This window comes from Vibrio caribbeanicus ATCC BAA-2122 (assembly GCF_000165125.1).
GTDB lineage: Bacteria > Pseudomonadota > Gammaproteobacteria > Enterobacterales > Vibrionaceae > Vibrio > Vibrio caribbeanicus.
Genome location: NZ_AEIU01000059.1, coordinates 57,108 through 73,074, shown reverse-complemented (window position 1 = coordinate 73,074; position 15,967 = coordinate 57,108). Strand labels below are relative to the sequence as shown.

General features: G+C 42.7%; 16 protein-coding genes. 4 read left to right on the top strand and 12 right to left on the bottom strand.

The window, feature by feature from the left end:
* Positions 1 to 129 precede the first annotated feature (129 nt).
* On the top strand, positions 130 to 1,026 hold the full coding sequence (locus RH40_RS06050) for a LysR family transcriptional regulator (RefSeq protein WP_009600535.1): 897 nt from the start codon (positions 130 to 132) through the stop codon (positions 1,024 to 1,026).
* A 6-nt stretch (positions 1,027 to 1,032) separates the two neighbouring features.
* On the opposite strand, the gene yfbR is transcribed toward RH40_RS06050, so the two are convergent.
* The 3 genes from yfbR to RH40_RS06035 all read right to left on the bottom strand — a co-directional run bounded on the left by yfbR (position 1,033) and on the right by RH40_RS06035 (position 4,918).
* A complete protein-coding gene (gene yfbR, locus RH40_RS06045; protein WP_009600534.1) occupies positions 1,033 to 1,620 on the bottom strand; it encodes a 5'-deoxynucleotidase in 588 nt (195 codons plus the stop codon).
* A gap of 102 nt (positions 1,621 to 1,722) precedes the next feature.
* The gene (locus RH40_RS06040; RefSeq protein WP_009600532.1) at positions 1,723 to 2,937 is read right to left on the bottom strand and encodes a pyridoxal phosphate-dependent aminotransferase; all 1,215 of its coding nucleotides are present in this window, start codon (positions 2,935 to 2,937) and stop codon (positions 1,723 to 1,725) included.
* Between the two features lie 169 nt (positions 2,938 to 3,106).
* Positions 3,107 to 4,918 carry a trans-sulfuration enzyme family protein gene (locus RH40_RS06035; RefSeq protein ID WP_009600530.1) on the bottom strand — a complete coding sequence of 604 codons (1,812 nt, stop codon included), beginning with the start codon at positions 4,916 to 4,918 and terminating at the stop codon, positions 3,107 to 3,109.
* A 134-nt stretch (positions 4,919 to 5,052) separates the two neighbouring features.
* Here RH40_RS06035 and RH40_RS06030 point away from each other — a divergent pair, with 134 nt between their 5' ends.
* From RH40_RS06030 to RH40_RS06020, 3 genes are all read left to right on the top strand, one after another.
* On the top strand, positions 5,053 to 5,508 hold the full coding sequence (locus RH40_RS06030) for an Lrp/AsnC family transcriptional regulator (RefSeq protein WP_039954335.1): 456 nt from the start codon (positions 5,053 to 5,055) through the stop codon (positions 5,506 to 5,508).
* 590 nt (positions 5,509 to 6,098) lie between these two features.
* Positions 6,099 to 7,088 carry an o-succinylbenzoate synthase gene (gene menC / locus RH40_RS06025; RefSeq protein WP_009600527.1) on the top strand — a complete coding sequence of 330 codons (990 nt, stop codon included), beginning with the start codon at positions 6,099 to 6,101 and terminating at the stop codon, positions 7,086 to 7,088.
* A 90-nt stretch (positions 7,089 to 7,178) separates the two neighbouring features.
* On the top strand, positions 7,179 to 7,370 hold the full coding sequence (locus tag RH40_RS06020) for a hypothetical protein (protein WP_139056860.1): 192 nt from the start codon (positions 7,179 to 7,181) through the stop codon (positions 7,368 to 7,370).
* On the opposite strand, the gene RH40_RS06015 is transcribed toward RH40_RS06020, so the two are convergent.
* From RH40_RS06015 to RH40_RS05975, 9 genes are all read right to left on the bottom strand, one after another.
* Positions 7,339 to 8,271, bottom strand: a complete 933-nt coding sequence (locus tag RH40_RS06015; protein ID WP_009600524.1) for a YeiH family protein — start codon at positions 8,269 to 8,271, stop codon at positions 7,339 to 7,341. The genes RH40_RS06020 and RH40_RS06015 overlap by 32 nt on opposite strands.
* A gap of 267 nt (positions 8,272 to 8,538) precedes the next feature.
* Positions 8,539 to 10,551, bottom strand: coding sequence for a TonB-dependent receptor plug domain-containing protein (locus tag RH40_RS06010; protein ID WP_009600523.1), 2,013 nt, complete (start codon positions 10,549 to 10,551; stop codon positions 8,539 to 8,541).
* A 167-nt stretch (positions 10,552 to 10,718) separates the two neighbouring features.
* A complete protein-coding gene (locus tag RH40_RS06005) occupies positions 10,719 to 11,597 on the bottom strand; it encodes a metal ABC transporter solute-binding protein, Zn/Mn family (protein ID WP_009600522.1) in 879 nt (292 codons plus the stop codon).
* Entirely contained in the window at positions 11,594 to 12,475 is an 882-nt protein-coding gene (locus RH40_RS06000; RefSeq protein ID WP_039954365.1) for a metal ABC transporter permease, read from the bottom strand. The genes RH40_RS06005 and RH40_RS06000 overlap by 4 nt, the downstream gene beginning before the upstream one ends.
* Positions 12,475 to 13,209, bottom strand: coding sequence for a metal ABC transporter ATP-binding protein (locus RH40_RS05995; protein ID WP_009600520.1), 735 nt, complete (start codon positions 13,207 to 13,209; stop codon positions 12,475 to 12,477). Before RH40_RS05995 ends, RH40_RS06000 begins: the two co-directional genes overlap by 1 nt.
* Positions 13,206 to 14,084 carry a metal ABC transporter solute-binding protein, Zn/Mn family gene (locus RH40_RS05990; RefSeq protein ID WP_139056864.1) on the bottom strand — a complete coding sequence of 293 codons (879 nt, stop codon included), beginning with the start codon at positions 14,082 to 14,084 and terminating at the stop codon, positions 13,206 to 13,208. The genes RH40_RS05995 and RH40_RS05990 overlap by 4 nt, the downstream gene beginning before the upstream one ends.
* A gap of 82 nt (positions 14,085 to 14,166) precedes the next feature.
* Positions 14,167 to 14,742 (bottom strand): DUF6162 family protein, encoded by a 576-nt coding sequence (locus RH40_RS05985; RefSeq protein WP_009600518.1) that lies wholly within the window; start codon positions 14,740 to 14,742, stop codon positions 14,167 to 14,169.
* Positions 14,739 to 15,056: a hypothetical protein gene (locus RH40_RS05980; protein ID WP_009600517.1), complete on the bottom strand. Its 318-nt coding sequence runs from the start codon at positions 15,054 to 15,056 to the stop codon at positions 14,739 to 14,741. The genes RH40_RS05985 and RH40_RS05980 overlap by 4 nt, the downstream gene beginning before the upstream one ends.
* A gap of 69 nt (positions 15,057 to 15,125) precedes the next feature.
* A complete protein-coding gene (locus RH40_RS05975) occupies positions 15,126 to 15,956 on the bottom strand; it encodes a DUF4198 domain-containing protein (protein WP_009600516.1) in 831 nt (276 codons plus the stop codon).
* Positions 15,957 to 15,967: the final 11 nt, after the last annotated feature.

Genomic DNA, 15,967 nt, shown 5'->3' with positions numbered 1-15,967 from the left:
ACCATAGTATTTTCTATCTTTGAATCTTTCTGGATATTTGAAATTGTAAATGAATTCTATTGGTTGATAAGATGGGATAAAATGAAAACACTGTTGCAAGAATATTACCAATAGAGTGGGGGAGTAGATATGGATCTCAATGCAATTCATATATTGGTTAAAGTGGTGGAGAGTCGCAGTTTTACTCAAGCCGCAATTGTGCTTGATATGACGAAATCAACCGTTAGTCGCAAACTCGCTGATTTAGAACAGGCGCTGGGTGTCAGACTGATTACGCGTTCTACTCGAAGCTTGGTTTTGACCCCTGAAGGAGAGGCATTTTATCATTCCTGTCAGCAAATATTAGAGCTACTTAATCAGGCTGAAGCGACAGTGTCAGAGAACCAAGCTTTAGTGAAGGGGCCATTAAAAGTGGTGCTTCCTGTAGAGGTTGGTCACCAAGTTTTAGGGGAATATATCCATCAATTTTTGAAGCAGTACCCTGAGGTCACGATGAATTTGGAATTAACGAATAGGGAAGTTGACATTATTGGTGAGGGTATTGATCTCTATGTTCAAATTGGCGAATTGGTGGACTCTAGCTTAGTATCGAGGCACTTAACGTCATCCAAACGAGTCTTGGTCGCGAGTCCTGAGTACCTGAAAAAGTTTGGACAAATACGCAGCAGGAAAGATTTATCGCCGCCTCATCAGATGATTGACATTGAGAATAATGCTGCGCGTCTACCTAAATGGGATTTTCAGCCTGAGTCTGGTGAGTCTTTTACACTCGATCTCCCTTGCCAACTGAAAGTCAACACGATCACTGCTTGCTTAAAATCGTGCCTAGACAGTTTGGGAGTGGCGGTATTGCCTGAGTTTGTGTGTCGTGAACACTTCAAAACAGGCCGATTGATTCATTTACTGCCTGAGTACGCAATGCCAGAAGTTGATGTGAGCCTCGTGTATGCGGATAGGCAGTTGATGCCCAAGCGCAAAAAGTTACTGATTGAGTTCTTGCTCGAAAATTATCATAAAGAGCAATAATCTTACCTAGCTAATTTCATCTAAAGACAGCTCAAAACTGGGTGCAAAGACTTCTAAAAAATATTCCATTTCTGGCGTTTGACGTTCTTTGAGCGTGACATCCAAACGCTTTTTAGCCAACTCATATTCGTGATTGCCCGCGCTCAATTCTTCAAGGCATTTCAGATACGCGCAAATGGTATCGGCTTGTTTTACGATGGCCAAATCTTCTGGGTAACCCGAATGAGAAATAAGATAGGGAGCAAAATCTTGATGAAATTCTTCTGGCAGCATGGACAACAGCTTCTTTTCCGCTGCCGCTTCTATCTTTTTATATTCTTTAGCAATTTCAGGATTGTAGTATTTGATGGGGGTTGGCATATCACCCGTTAAGACCTCGCTAGTGTCATGATACATTCCCAAAAGAGCAATACGTTCAGGGTTGAGCTGCCCATCAAACTTGCGGTTTTTGATCAAAGCGAGCGCATGAGCAACGAACGCTACTTGCAGGCTATGCTCTGAAACATTCTCTGTCGAGATAGAGCGCATCAGTGGCCAGCGTTGTATCAGCTTCATACGAGCAAGGTGGGCAAAAAAATGGCTATGTTCGGGCATACGACTACCTCTTGCAATAAGATCTGATCATTAACACCCTTAAAAAATAAAAAGGGCACTATGATAGTACCCTTTTAGAATATGAAATTTAACCACTAATTACTACTGGCGGTAGGTTGATAAAAAGCGTTCAAAGCGACCAATCGCCATTTCAAGATCTTCAACATGAGGTAGTGTTACGATACGGAAATGGTCGGGTTTGTGCCAGTTAAAGCCGCTGCCTTGAACAAGAAGTACTTTCTCTTGAATGAGGAAATCTAATACCATTTTTTGATCATCATGGATGTTGTACATCTTGGTATCAATTTTAGGGAAAAGGTACATCGCCCCTTTGGGTTTGACACAAGAGATGCCCGGAATCTGGTTAATGAGTTCAAAAGCCTTATCTCGTTGTTCGAGCAACCGCCCGCCAGGTAAGATTAACTCATTGATACTTTGGTACCCTCCGAGCGCTGTCTGAATCGCATGTTGCATTGGTACATTGGCACATAAACGCATCGATGACAGCATCTCTAAGCCATTGATATAGCCTTTAGCTAAATGTTTTGGCCCTGTTAAGAACATCCAACCACCACGAAATCCGCAGACGCGATAGGCTTTAGATAAGCCATTAAAGGTGACCACGAGAACGTCTTCAGTTAACGATGCCACTGAAGTATGTGTTGCGCCGTCGTATAAGACCTTATCGTAAATCTCATCGGCAAAAATGATTAGATTGTGCTGACGTGCAATTTCGATGACTTCGAGGAGAAAGTCTCGACTGTAGACTGCGCCAGTTGGATTATTTGGATTGATTAGAACAATACCACGGGTTTTAGGAGTGATCTTATTTCTAATGTCATCTAAGTCTGGATACCAATCGGAGGACTCATCACAGATATAGTGCACCGCATTACCGCCTGAGAGTGCTACAGAAGCGGTCCAAAGCGGATAATCTGGCGCTGGTACAAGTAATTCATCCTCGTTATTGAGGAGTGCTTGCATGGCCATAACAATCAGCTCTGAAACTCCATTGCCTATGTAAACGTCTTCGACATCAAGAGAGTATATACCTTGTCGTTGATAGTACTGCACAACGGCTTTTCTTGCTGAGTAGATTCCTTTGGAGTCACAGTAGCCCTGTGAAGTCGGCAGGTTTCGGATGACATCCACTAGGATCTCATCAGGTGCATCAAAGCCAAATGGCGCAGGGTTGCCAATATTTAGTTTTAGTATTTTATGCCCTTCTTCTTCCATGCGCTTAGCATGTTTCAGTACAGGACCCCTAATGTCATAGCAGACATTATCGAGTTTTGATGACATCCCGATATTTTGCATTGAGCGAAACCTAAAAATTGTGAATTTACTTTATTAAAGGACACTAAAATAAAGTTCTTTAGAATAAAAGTCTACAGAGCTGGAAAAAATTTACTGACTTTATGATGTAAAATGAGGTCATGTAGGATAACCCTATCAATCCACAGGGGATCGATAGGGTGAAGGGGTACTATTTCGTCAATTGTTCGAAAGATGGCGTACTGGTTAAGAACTTATGATGTACTTCAAGGTAGGTGCTACGATAGATTTCATCAATTTTCTCTGCCGAAGGGAAAAGAGATGAAAATTCAGGGTGTTTGACGTCTATCGTGAGTTTTGAAGCATTGAGAATATGGGCTAAGAACATCCTTGGATCTTCAAGTCCTACTGCAATTCTCATTGTTGTTGGTTTAATCCCTGCTTCGAGTTGTGCTTCCGATGACATTTCAGAGTGAGTTGTCATTGCTGGGCACAAAGCGACTGTGTTGGTTTGTCCCAAGCTGACTTGCATTCCAATAGCAGGTTCTAGCATATCAAAAAACTGTTTGTAGACGCTTGGTGTAATAGGAGCACGCTCCGCCGTTCCTTCCATATCTATGGTAAACAATGATGCGGGCAAAGAGAGGTGCATGTTCTCTTTTAGAACGTGGTAATTTGGACTCGTTTCTAGGCCAGGGCACGAAACATTGATGTCTGGGTGAGCATCGAATACACGTGCTAAAGTCAGTGTATTAATGGTTTTGTTGAGGACGCGCAGCTCAAAGGTTTTCATGCCGTTGAGTACTTCAAACGCTTTATCGGCATCCAAAAATGCCCCTTTGACGTAATACACATTCCAGAACAAGGTTTCGTCCCAATTGCGTGTGCGCTCTTTACCATTAGGTAATGTGTAGCTTGTAGAGTCACCTTTGGGAATAAACATCTCTTCGTTACGACCTATAACCACGCCGGCAGTTGTCGTACCTGTGCCTGCCAGGTCCTTGGTGTAGGAGTGAATGACAAAGTCGGGTCTTTCGATGGCGTTCTCGCGTTTCAGAACAGGGTGAAGGAAAGGCGTACCAACCGTGGTATCGACCATCACCATACAATTTTTCTCATGAGCTGCTCTTGATATTCCAGCAACATCGAGCACATAGCCGTGAGGGTTACAAGGACTCTCTAAATAGACGTAAATTTGTTTGCCAGAATCGATACGATCTTTGTATTTCACCATTGCATCGTCAATAGCGCGAGCAAAGATATCAGCTTCGTAGCCATCTACCCATTCAATGGCGACGTCAAGATTTGACGATTTTCTATACCAGTCATGCAAAAGTTGGTAAGAACCGCCGTAAATGTTGCGGGAAGCGATAACAATATCTTCACGGCCTAGTGTATGACTCAACAGGCCATCGATAGCAGCCATACCTGAGTTAAAGTTCCATGCAAGATATTGGTTAGCATATTCTCCCGCTTCTATATCAACGATGTGGTTTGCCAAACTGATGGACGTTGGGTTGAGGAGGCGTGAGTATATTTCATGCAGTGGTTCTCTGCCGTTAAAGGCATCTTCAACCCACTCAGTACAGGCAAATAGGTATGTGGCAGTACGTGTAATAACTGGGCTTGCAGAGAAAATAGCAGCAACATTATCGAAAATCGGATATGCGCCCTTTGCGGCAAAATGCCCGTTATTGGTCGCGATAGATTGGTAGGTTGCCCTCATTGGGTTTTGTAAATTATCGAGGATCTTAGCCAATTGAAACGATAAGAAACGCTTCGCGTTGAACCAAGCGATTCTGTCGCTCTTATCTAAGCCTTCCAACCCTTCCATGGTAATGGCCCATAGATCGTGGGTTTTGGTATTCGCTGTATATAGGGTAGTTGCAAGATCGACCAAAGAACGACCATATTCTGTTTCTGGATCGATGCCAAAATGGATTGCCTGCTCATTTGCAAGCGTCATTGCATCGCTATGCTGAGTAGAATTTCTTAATGGACTCAACTGTTTATTGGTATTCATCTTATATCCCTAAGTGACGTTGTTAACACATTGTTAATTCTACGTCGAGTTAAGGAGTGAATGATTGCCATTTGTGTTATAACTTTACTGGTAATTGGCAGATTATTCCAAATTTTGAATATATAGAGCAATATATGGATAGTATTGATAAGAAAATTCTCAATGAATTGCAAAGAGATGGGCGTTTAACTAATCAGGAATTGGCAGACAGAGTGTCTTTGTCACCATCACCTTGCTTACGTCGTGTTAGAGCCTTGGAAAAAAATCGGATTATTCAGGGTTATCATGCCAATGTTGATCAGGAAAAATGTGGCCTACCGATTAATGTATTTGTGCTGGTTAAACTGGAGAAGCCCACAGAAGAAAACATTCGTCAATTTGAGTCTATGGTTCAAGATATGGAAGAGGTGATCGAATGCTTTTTGATGACCGGAAGCCATGACTATCTCTTGAGAGTCGTGAGTCATTCTCTCAAAACTTATGAGCGTTTTATTCGTCAAGAGCTGACGTGTTTACCACATATTGAGTCGATAGAATCAAGCTTTGCCTTTGGCCAGGTGAAGAAGAAGTTCGAGCTGCCCATCCGTTAATTACATATAAGTGACTTGAGTTCTTGTGTGTTCAAATGTGTGTGAAGTGCTCCGTTAGAGCTTGCCACTGCTTCGTGAGTGCCTATCGGTGATAGGCGTTATTCTTTATTAGAATAAGTGTACATCTTTGAGTATGGTCATCCCTTTTGCTTCGAATGTACATAAGTTGTCATAGCTAGCGTCGGTTTGTTACAGAAACTTACTTGACGATTGCTTCGCTCGTTTTTTAGACTCCAATCGATGACAGCGTACATAAAAAGGAGTCTATGGTCTCATTGTCGTAAACTGGTATTGATTTCTCAGGTGAAATTTCGAGTTTTCTACCATACTCGATAGGCACAATGATAAGTCACCAAGACAAAATTACCCGCTGGCCTGATAGAAACTAACAACCGAACAAAAATCCGAAATGAACTTTAGGTTTCCCCACCAACGACTGCAACAATAGAGAGTCACTCAACGATGATGACTTAGTTCGAAAATCAGGCGTTTTTTACCTTCAAAGATGAAGAGTAAATAGCCATAAAGAATATAGGTATATTAACCCATACCAGCTACATTTATATGATTAAGGAAGAGGGGCATGGCTAATGAGATCAGCTAGGCTTTATCGCTATGTTTTACCGCTTGATGAATCCGCGACATCAGTGCAAAAAAAACTTGGTCAGAGAGAAGGCTTCATTGTTGAGCTTCGTGATGGCCAATACGTAGGTAAAGGAGAAATTGCTCCTTTAGCAGATCAGAGTTTCGAAACGATTGATGAAGTATATCCCCAGCTTGTAGAGCAATTAATCCTTTGGCAAAAACGCAAACCAATCGATATTAATTCGCTTTATCCTTCCGTCGCTTTTGGTCTCTCGATCGCAGAGCTTGACCTGTCGGGAACGCTACCGAGCCAAGGCTGTTATCATGTTGTACCTGTTACTACAGGTGAACCCGACGAATTAGCTTCACGCTTAGAGCTTATGCATGGTAATAAGATTGCCAAAATCAAAGTTGGCCACAACGATCCATACCGCGATGGCATCATTGTTAGTTCTTTATTAAGTGCGATACCCGATCTGAGTTTGAGGCTAGATGCGAACAGGGCATGGAATGCTGAAAAAGCGAGCCAATTTGCAAAAAAAATTGCGCCATCATTGCGTGGACGAATTGAGTTCATAGAAGAACCCTGTGAATCGCCCGGTGACAGCTTTTCTTTCGCAATCAATACTGGCATTGCAGTGGCATGGGATGAAACTCTTTTGCACGCTATGTGTCACGAAGCATTCAAGCTTGAAGATCTCAATGGTGCTAAGGCCATTATTTTAAAACCCACACTCACCGGATCCATTGAACGCTGTATAGAACTGATTGAGAGAGCAAAAGAGTTGGGTATCAAAGTTGTAATAAGTTCAAGCTTAGAGTCAAGCGTAGGCCTCAATCAATTGGCACGTTTTTCTCGTTGGCAATTACCAAGTGAAGTACCTGCGCTCGATACCATCGGGATTTTTACTCAGCAAATTGAGACAGGATGGCCTGGCTGCACCTTACCCATTAAGCCACTAAGCGAGCATGCTTTGGTTTGGCAATCTGCTTAGTAATTTTAGCAATGTCATAGTCCAAATATGAATTTAGATTTCACGACTTGAACATTCATACTGGTGTAAAACTTTATGGATGTTCAAGGAATGAAAGTACTATTTATCATCATGACGATTACTCAAGTCGTTATTGCTTCTCAAACCGATGGATTGGTACGAGCTCTCTCTGAGCTTGGTGCGTTTATCACGGTTCTGTTCCTTGTGCTTTTGCTTAAGAAGCCAAGTATTTTTTCACCTTTGTTAAACGTCAAAAGACAGTTAACCAAGCGAGTGAGGTAGTTGAGATAAGTACCCATAATGTCACGCCGAAAATAAGTGGCCTTGGTCCTGATGCTTTGAGTTTTTCAATCGAGATACCACAGCCGATTAAAAATAGGCAAATAACCAATGTTTTTTTGGCAATCCCAAAAATATTTTGGTATATGGCGTCATATTGAGGTATCAGATCACTGACCGCAATAGCGATACAATAGAAGAGAATAAAGTAGGGAATCGTTATTTTCTTTGAATCACTACGGAACAAAAAGGCACTAAAAAGAGCAACAGGAATAATCCATATTGCTCTGGCGAGTTTTAATGTCGTTGCTGTAGTAAGTGCTTCCTCACCGTAGGCAGAAGCAGCACCCACAACAGAAGAGGTATCATGGATGGCGATAGCTGCCCACGTACCAAAAGTGTGTTGGTCAAGATTAAGAGCATGCCCAATTACTGGGAAGATGAATAGAGCGATAGAATTTAGTACAAAAATAGTCGCTAAAGAGATACCGATTTGTTGGTCATCGGCTTTGATTGCCGGTGATACAGCGGCAATGGCACTTCCACCGCAGATAGCTGTTCCTGAAGAAATCAGGTATCCAGTTTTTACATCCAGTTTAAAAGCTTTCGCTGCCCACCATCCAAAAAATAGAGTACCAAATATCGTGGCAATAATGAGACCAATACCATCACTCGTTACTTGCAATGCTTGTTGAAATTGAATGCCAAAACCTAAGCCTACAATTGAATAAGCCAACAGTTTTTTAGTCAGCTTTGCTAGGTTGAGTTCACTTGGAACTAGGCCTAATGTCGCCAATAAAAAACCCAAAACTAATGCTATGGGTGAGGAGATAAACGGCGTTAGGCAGATGACTAAAACGATTCCAAAAGGAAAATATTGTTTAATCGTATGTGTTGATGGCATAGCTCTAAACTCATTCAATAGTGATGAGTGGCATAATATTAGATATTTTATGATAAGTAGAGCTGAATGTTCTTAACAGATGTTCAGTTAATCTAAACATAAAGTAGTTAAGTACCGCCTCAGCTCGTTATAGAAGTAATAGCCAACAGTGTCTACTGATGGCTATTACTATCCCCATGTGATTTCAGATGGTTGCTTTGCCTGTAAAGCAAACCATTCTCACTAAACCTAGCATTTTGAGGTTACTTGGGCCTATCAAGTTTATGTTTAGAAACTGTAAGCAACCGTTGCTTTATAGTTGCGGCCAGCTTCGTAGCTAGTGTATTTCTCTGAGCCCCAATAGATACCAAATCCTGTATGTTCGGCGTAACGTTGGTCGAAGAGGTTGTCTATACCCAAGTTGACGCTGAGATCTTTGGCAAAATCAGGGGTGTATGTTGCCCAGATATTATGTACACCAAAGCCAGAGCGATTCACTCTGTCTCCATTTTCTCTGGTGTATTCGTTTCCGGGTACGAAGCGAGCATCCCATCCCATAATAATTTCATTGGTGACACCGTACTTTGTGCCCAATTTGATATTATGAATACCCGTTTTGTTCATATGACTTTTCGTCCCGGCGGGAGAAGTCCTTCCTGCCGTAAGGGAGGTTTGCTCACCGTCTGAATAAGAGTGGTTTGCATAGATACTGAGGTCATTCAAAACGTAAGTAAAGACGGTTTCTATACCCCATACTTGAACATCGTATTGGTTAGATAATGTCTTGTTGTTTTTAGTTGGGTGCATCTGGTTGTCAAGATCATAGGTGTATACCGTGAACCCGAATAGCGCGCTGTCCGCATTTAGAGCTGAAGTGAGGTCGTAATCAAAGCCCGCTTCATAGTTATTACCTGTCATGGCTTTAGTATCAGACTGTGTGACATCGCTTGCAGGTTTCATCGTCAAGGTTTCAGGTAGCGCAGCCCCTTTAAATAAGCGCCCGTAACCAATACGCAAACTTAAGTTGTCGCTCGCTTGATATTGTCCTTTGAACTTCGGAGAGACCTGTTTAAATTCCCCCGAATACACTCCCCCTAGTTTATGCACGTCGTAACGTACCCCTGGAGTAAGCGTGAAGTCGTTAATTTCAAATTTATCCTGGATGTATAGGCCGTAAGCTGTGATAGTGCCGCCATCCATGCCATATTTTTTAGTGTTACCTTGTTCTGGTCCGGATAGATAAACGCCATCTCCAGCATCAATCCACTGTTTTGCTTTATAACCTTCTAGACCGTAGGTCAGCTCGTGTTCACCAATCCAAGAAACGTTGCGGACATCACCTCCGATAGTTGTGACGTTGTATTTTCTATCCGGTATAGAAAGATTGTCGTCTATCAATGCATCGCGATCCATGTATTGGTGGTTATAGTAAAGATTTGATTTTAGGCTGATGAGATCGCTGCCTGCGTCGTAGCTGTGTTGAAGAGTGACAGTATCACGGTTCATTGAGCTGTAATGGTGTTCATCCTCTGCATAGAGTGCACCCGCTTTTTCACCAGAAAGCTGACGCTTTCCTCCATCGCTGTAGCGATTAAACGTCAGTTTAAACTCATTTTCATCGTTAGGGATAAAGACAACTTTTGCTAAACCTGATTTGAGTTCACCTTGTTTTGAAGTGACGTTTTCTTTATCAGGTATATGCAGGTCACCATCGTCTGAATAGTTGGCAATACCTAAAAACTGCAGTTGGTCATTGACTTTAGCGTATAGTGCAACGTCGGTAGAGAAACGCTCGTAGGCCGTCTGGTAGCCTGTTTTTACGCGAGCACCGATGCTTTCATCATACGCAAGTAGATCGGAAGGATCTTTTGTTTCATAACTAAATGTTCCGTTGATAGCACCGGCACCAGCGAGCACAGAATTACCACCCAGCTCAACTTCAGCGACTTTAAGCATTGCAGGGTCTATAGTTTGGTCACCATTGTGATGGAAAAGCTGGCCCTCTTGTCGTGAACCATCAATCGTTACAACAGAAAACTTATCTTCCAAACCACGAACAAACACTTTGCGTGAATATCGCGCATTCCCATCAACAGTAACACTTGGAATAGTGTTAAGGACATCTTTCATGTCCGATGCTTGTTTTTGTTCGAGTGATTCGGAGTTGATCTCAGTCTGAACTAACTGGTCAAGCGCGGAGCCAGTAACTACGAGTGTATCCTGTGTTTTTTCCTGAGCAGAAATGGCGGAAAAGGAAGTCAGTGCAACCGAAATGGCGACGGAAAGAGATTTAATTTTCATTTTGATAATCTACGCTTTGAGCGCTGGGCTATTAAAGATGCGAATACTTTAATTGCAATCTAAATGATAATTAATATCATTTACATTATTTACATTCACAACTGTAAATAAAAGCCCGGTTTATACGGGCTTATGCTTATCAAGTCAGTCATAAAAAGAACAAGATATTATTTAAAAGTCCATCTTTTCAATGGGTTGTCGTGATCTATTCCTTCACTACCCCAACGGTCAATAGGGTCGACGACCAAAATTCTGTCTTCAGGAATTAAAGTAAGTAATTGTTTGCTTGGCTTTCGAGTCGTCATAACCCAAAGGGTTTTATCTTGAGAAAATAGTGTTTTTAAACGTGCTTTGTCCTCTTTGCTCCACTCAAACTCAGGTTTAAATTGACGACCGGAAACAAATAATTGCATCCCTGAGGCAAAATCTTCAAGCGACTGACTAAAGAGAACAACGGAATCAATATTGCGCTTAAATATCTCATTTTGTTGTTGGTCAATAAGATCGCGAATATTCAATAATAGGCGCTGCTGGTTGTTACGAATAATATGGGCATCAGACGGAAAGATACGTTGTAAATCTTCACTGGTGATCCCAATCATGCGAATAAGATTGGTTGGATTCAACCAAACATATTTCGATATGCTTCCATCATTGAGTGTCAGTGCAGCAACACTTTGGGCATGAGGTGATATCGCTTGAGAAGCATCGACTTCGATGACATGAATATTACCTTGACGGGCGTAAATATAAGTGGGGTCTTGTGGCCAAATGGCACCTAACGTAATGGCAACCGTTGCATTCTTTGCTGCGGCTTTCGCATGCTGCGTACCTTTGCTTGCATACCAGTTTTCTATACGTTCAATACCATAACGATTCGGGGGTAAGTAATCGGTTTGAATCTCCGAGCCTTTTGTCAACTGAGTCGCCAACATGTAGGTCACGGGTAAACTGGTGATAATGTCTTTCGCCTGAGTCAGGTTAGAAAAGAAGATGATGCTAGCAATAACAGCAAGCCATTGCTTTTTCATCCTGTGTTTGGTCATGAGGATGCCTTTTTAATGATTTGAAAGCCTGTTGCGGCTAAGAAAAATAATGCCGAGATAATGATAATCGAGGCTCCAGAGGGTACAGGGAGATCAAGCTCCATGGGTAAAATTGTGCCGATGAGACAAGCCACAGTGGCGAGTGCTGACGAGAGGAGAACGAAGTTTCCCATTCTTTTTGTCAGTAAACGCGCAGTTGCTCCTGGTATAAGAAGTAATGCACCGACGAGAACCGCACCAATGATCTTAACCGCTGCAATAGTAACCACAGTTATCATGATAATAAATAAGTAGTCGTAGAAATGTGTGTTGTGGCCTCGTACTCTTGCGATATCAGGGCTAATACAAGTGAGCAGAATACGGTTAAAAGTTGGAATTAGCAGCAATAAGATCAGCGTACAGCTAATGGCCAAAATGGTAATGTCTTGATCTGTGACGGTTAGAATCGAGCCAAAAAGGATATTTTCGAGTAAATGAATGTTAACCTTCCTTGCAACGTACATCAACAGCGCAGCGCCAACCGCTAAAGCCAATGCTAAAAATACACCGACTAGAGTGTCATAGGGGACGCTGGTTCGGTTGCGTACATAGTGCAGTAGTAGAGCAAAAATCATACAAAAACTGAACAGGCCAATGATGGGGTTCTCATGAGGCTCACCAAGCAACACCCCAATGGCAATCCCTGTTAGAGCAGCGTGTCCTACCGCCTCAGAGAAAAAAGCCAAACGTTTTGCGATGACTAAGGTACCTAATCCCCCCAAAAGTGGACCAAGTAAAAGAGCGGAGACAATAGCATTAACCATAAAGGCGTAGCTAAAACTGTCGCTTAAAATACCAGCCTCTACTGCGTCCAAGGCAAGTTGCCGTAACCATTCCATCATCTTATGGTCTCCTTATTTTCTTGCGTTTTGGCAGTAAAGTGTTGAAAAAGAGTTTCTATTTTATCGGCATGTAACACTTGGCTATGATGCCCAGACTCAATGAGGTAACGATTAACAAGGTGTACTTGAGCATCTAAGCGCCGAACTGCAGCAACATCATGGTGAACAACCAACACGGTTTTTCCTTCTTGGACACACTCTTTAATTAGGCTCTCAAGGTAGCGAACACCTTGTTCGTCCATTCCGGTGGTTGGCTCATCAAGAACTAACAGTGATGGATTATCGAGTAGGGCCTGGGCAAACAAAACTCTTTGTTGTTCACCCCCTGAAAGTTGCCCCATACGCCGATCACATCGGTTTGCCATGCCAACCTTATCGAGTTGCTCTTGTGCTCGCATAGTTTGTTTAGTTTTACGTCGCCAAAACAAGGGCAAGCGAGTCTGATTGAGGAGCACGAAATCCATCACCGTGAGAGGAAGGCTGGGTTCAAAAGTGGCTTTTTGTGGTACGTAACCAAGGGTATCTAACTGATTTGGCCAATCAATCTCAATGTGGCCTGTAAAATGTGTCAGGCCAAGGATTGAACGCATTAGAGAGGTTTTTCCGCCACCATTGGGCCCCATAATTACGTGACACTGTCCTGCACCAAGTGTGACATTAATTTGTTCAAGGATTGAATTGTTTTCGTATCGTAAGCCGACGTCAGTCAAGTTAACCTGTGGACCTATCATGAGGTTTTTCTCCCACGATCTGAGGCGACAAACTTCATCGCTTCGATGAGCGTCTGAACATTTTCTGTCATTTCTACCGTCACCTTATTAGTTCGGTAGTCGCCATGAGTCATATGAGAAAAACGATAGAGTCTGACACCGGTCGCCTTTTCAATGGTGTCGACAAATCGATTCGGCATATCAAGTTCATAAAACAACACATCAATATCAGATTGTTGAATTTTCTTAATGGTCTCTTGAAGCTGACTCGCACTTGGCTCAACACCATGAGCAGGCTCAATAACAGCAGCAACATCTACTCCAAACTCTTGCAATAAATAGCCGTAAGCATTGTGTGTCGTGGCGACTTTCATTCCAGCGGTATCCAATGCATGAATCGAGTGCATAGCATCGCGTTTTAACAAGCGAAATTGTTTGGCATATTTTCGTGCATTGTTACGGTAGAACTGGCTATTATTGGGGTCGATTTTACTGAGTTCATTAGCAATGGTGTAAACCTTTTGAATCGTTGTTGAAAGTCCAATGAAGGTATGAGGATTTACAGCGCCTTGACCCACTGACTGACCCATAGCGGGTAAGAGTGGAACATCTTTGTTGGCCTCAATCACCACTAAATCCTTGCGTTGAGAGGCTTGAATTACTTTTAATGCAAAATCATCGTGACCGATGCCATTTACGACAATAACGTCCATTTGATTGAGCCGTTTCATGTCATTGGGTTGTGGCAGATAGTTATGCGGATTAAATCCCGCGTCAACTAATGGAATGATGTCGGCTTTGTCACCGACAACCACTTTTACATAGCTGTAATAAGGTTGTAGTGTGATGCCGACGGTGAGCTTTTTCGCTAATGCTTGGTTGGCTTGGGTCAGCATGACAAGGGCAAAATAGAGTAAGTAGCGTCGAGTTGAAGTTGTGTTTAGCATGAATTTTCCAGCCGATTTTTCAAAGGTTGCTCTAGTGGCCATGATGAGAGCTTGGATGATTAAAAATGACTTCTTGCCAGCCATATTGTTTGAGAACATCGATGACCTTATCGTGTTGTGCAGAAAAACGGACCAGAGCTTCATTCAACACTTGATGATTATCTTTTTGATGGCTAAGCCAGATCACGGGCTGATCATATTGAGTGTCCAATAGCATAGAGGCTGCGCCGTTTTGGTCGCTTGATGTACCCAAATAAAGGGCATTACCGATGAATGTCCAAGTGTGCGCTCCGCGGTATTGCCAACTTTTATCTTCAACAAAAGGAAAGATCCATTCTTGTTTAAGCGTTTCTATATCGGGCCACGCCTCTATTTCGGAATAAATTGCTCGGATTTCCTCATGAGCGATCTTGAGATCATGGACCAAAGATAGGTCTTGCTGTTGCAACTCTTTCACCGAGCGTTGATGTATTCCAAGCGCTTGAGTAGTCTCAATTACTTGGTGGTGAGGCAGGGCTAGAGTGGCAAAAAGTAAGATCACGACTACGGTTAGGCAGATCCATAAGCTTTCTCTGGCTCCCGTATTGGGCTTAACCTGCTGCTTCATCGTTTCTTGATCTCGACAATATCAACCTCAACGGGGCTTTCATGGCCAGCATCAAAGATTAAGTAAAAGTCTTGATTAGGATGGCTGAAGGTTGCTTTAGACGCTTTATCTGTGGTCGCTTTCGCGATCAAATTGTCTTCGTAGTCATACATTTTAACGACATAATCAATGGCACTACTACCATCAGAGTAGCCGGCCTGACAGGTGACGTTCGCCTCCTCGTAATAGCAATTCATCAGTGGGAAGTGGGCATAGCTCTGCGGAGAAAAGACCAAAAGAATAGCAATACTTTTGAGCAAAAATAGTTTATGCATGATAAAAGTCCTAAGGTTCGAATTTTCGAACCTTATCTAATGTGATTCGGTAAAGTGAATATGAAGGCGTTAATTGAGTTGCGCTTCAAAAGTCAGGTGAACATTGACACTGGCCTTATCTGCCAGTAAATGATTGTTGAGTTCGCCTTTGTAGTTGGCCTTCATCAAGTAGCGTCCAGCAACATCTGGCGTAAAGCTTATTTTGCCATCTTTATCACTTGTGACATCGATTTGTTGTTGATGATTACGATAAAGGGTGCCTTCTCGTGTGATCTCCGCAGTTACGTCTTTTTGTGGTGTACCGTTGTAAAAGAATTGGAATATCACAGGCTCACCTTCAACAATGTCAGAAGGGTGAGTGAGCGGCTTCATTTCAAGTAACTTCCCCTCAATCTCCAAGGCTTTTTCGGTAGGCTTGCCAACAGTGATATAACTTTCGGCGCGAGTGTAGCTAAGTTGAGTCACGATATCGCGTGATCCTTCGGTGAGCAGCGCGTCCCGTTCAACTTTATTGGCTTTTAGCCATTTGACGGTATCACGGCGACCCACTTTGTATTGGGTGTAATACGTTGGTTCGTTATTGATCGCGACTTTATGAGTACCTTCCTCTCCGAAGTAAAAGTCAAACATAGAACGACGTTTTCCTTTAACCACGAAGTTGGGGCGCTCGGAACGGCCATCAGGCATGATGACAAAAGCGCGATCGCTACCAGCAGGCTTATCAAAAACAAACGTACCGTGAGAAGCGGTTACGTCAAATGTTAACCAGTCGCCGCCTTCCTTTGATACGGTAAAATGTGAAGGCAGGACCCATCGTGGATGAGCCAAAGCAGCTGTCGATGATACAAGGCCAATAGCCATTACGCCCGATAGTGCCAATCGTTTTAACTTGGTGTTCATCTTTCTTAAAT

What these genes read in the sequence shown, in the direction of transcription:
- RH40_RS06040 (WP_009600532.1), bottom strand. Translation starts at nt 2,937, where the DNA reads ATGCAAAATATCGGGATGTCATCAAAACTCGATAATGTCTGCTATGAC.
- RH40_RS05975 (WP_009600516.1), bottom strand. Translation starts at nt 15,956, where the DNA reads ATGAACACCAAGTTAAAACGATTGGCACTATCGGGCGTAATGGCTATT.
- RH40_RS06000 (WP_039954365.1), bottom strand. Translation starts at nt 12,475, where the DNA reads ATGGAATGGTTACGGCAACTTGCCTTGGACGCAGTAGAGGCTGGTATT.
- RH40_RS06030 (WP_039954335.1), top strand. Translation starts at nt 5,053, where the DNA reads ATGGATAGTATTGATAAGAAAATTCTCAATGAATTGCAAAGAGATGGG.
- RH40_RS06010 (WP_009600523.1), bottom strand. Translation starts at nt 10,551, where the DNA reads ATGAAAATTAAATCTCTTTCCGTCGCCATTTCGGTTGCACTGACTTCC.
- RH40_RS06035 (WP_009600530.1), bottom strand. Translation starts at nt 4,918, where the DNA reads ATGAATACCAATAAACAGTTGAGTCCATTAAGAAATTCTACTCAGCAT.
- RH40_RS05985 (WP_009600518.1), bottom strand. Translation starts at nt 14,742, where the DNA reads ATGAAGCAGCAGGTTAAGCCCAATACGGGAGCCAGAGAAAGCTTATGG.
- RH40_RS05995 (WP_009600520.1), bottom strand. Translation starts at nt 13,209, where the DNA reads ATGATAGGTCCACAGGTTAACTTGACTGACGTCGGCTTACGATACGAA.
- RH40_RS05980 (WP_009600517.1), bottom strand. Translation starts at nt 15,056, where the DNA reads ATGCATAAACTATTTTTGCTCAAAAGTATTGCTATTCTTTTGGTCTTT.
- RH40_RS06020 (WP_139056860.1), top strand. Translation starts at nt 7,179, where the DNA reads ATGAAAGTACTATTTATCATCATGACGATTACTCAAGTCGTTATTGCT.
- RH40_RS06050 (WP_009600535.1), top strand. Translation starts at nt 130, where the DNA reads ATGGATCTCAATGCAATTCATATATTGGTTAAAGTGGTGGAGAGTCGC.
- RH40_RS05990 (WP_139056864.1), bottom strand. Translation starts at nt 14,084, where the DNA reads ATGCTGACCCAAGCCAACCAAGCATTAGCGAAAAAGCTCACCGTCGGC.
- RH40_RS06005 (WP_009600522.1), bottom strand. Translation starts at nt 11,597, where the DNA reads ATGACCAAACACAGGATGAAAAAGCAATGGCTTGCTGTTATTGCTAGC.
- yfbR (WP_009600534.1), bottom strand. Translation starts at nt 1,620, where the DNA reads ATGCCCGAACATAGCCATTTTTTTGCCCACCTTGCTCGTATGAAGCTG.
- RH40_RS06015 (WP_009600524.1), bottom strand. Translation starts at nt 8,271, where the DNA reads ATGCCATCAACACATACGATTAAACAATATTTTCCTTTTGGAATCGTT.
- menC (WP_009600527.1), top strand. Translation starts at nt 6,099, where the DNA reads ATGAGATCAGCTAGGCTTTATCGCTATGTTTTACCGCTTGATGAATCC.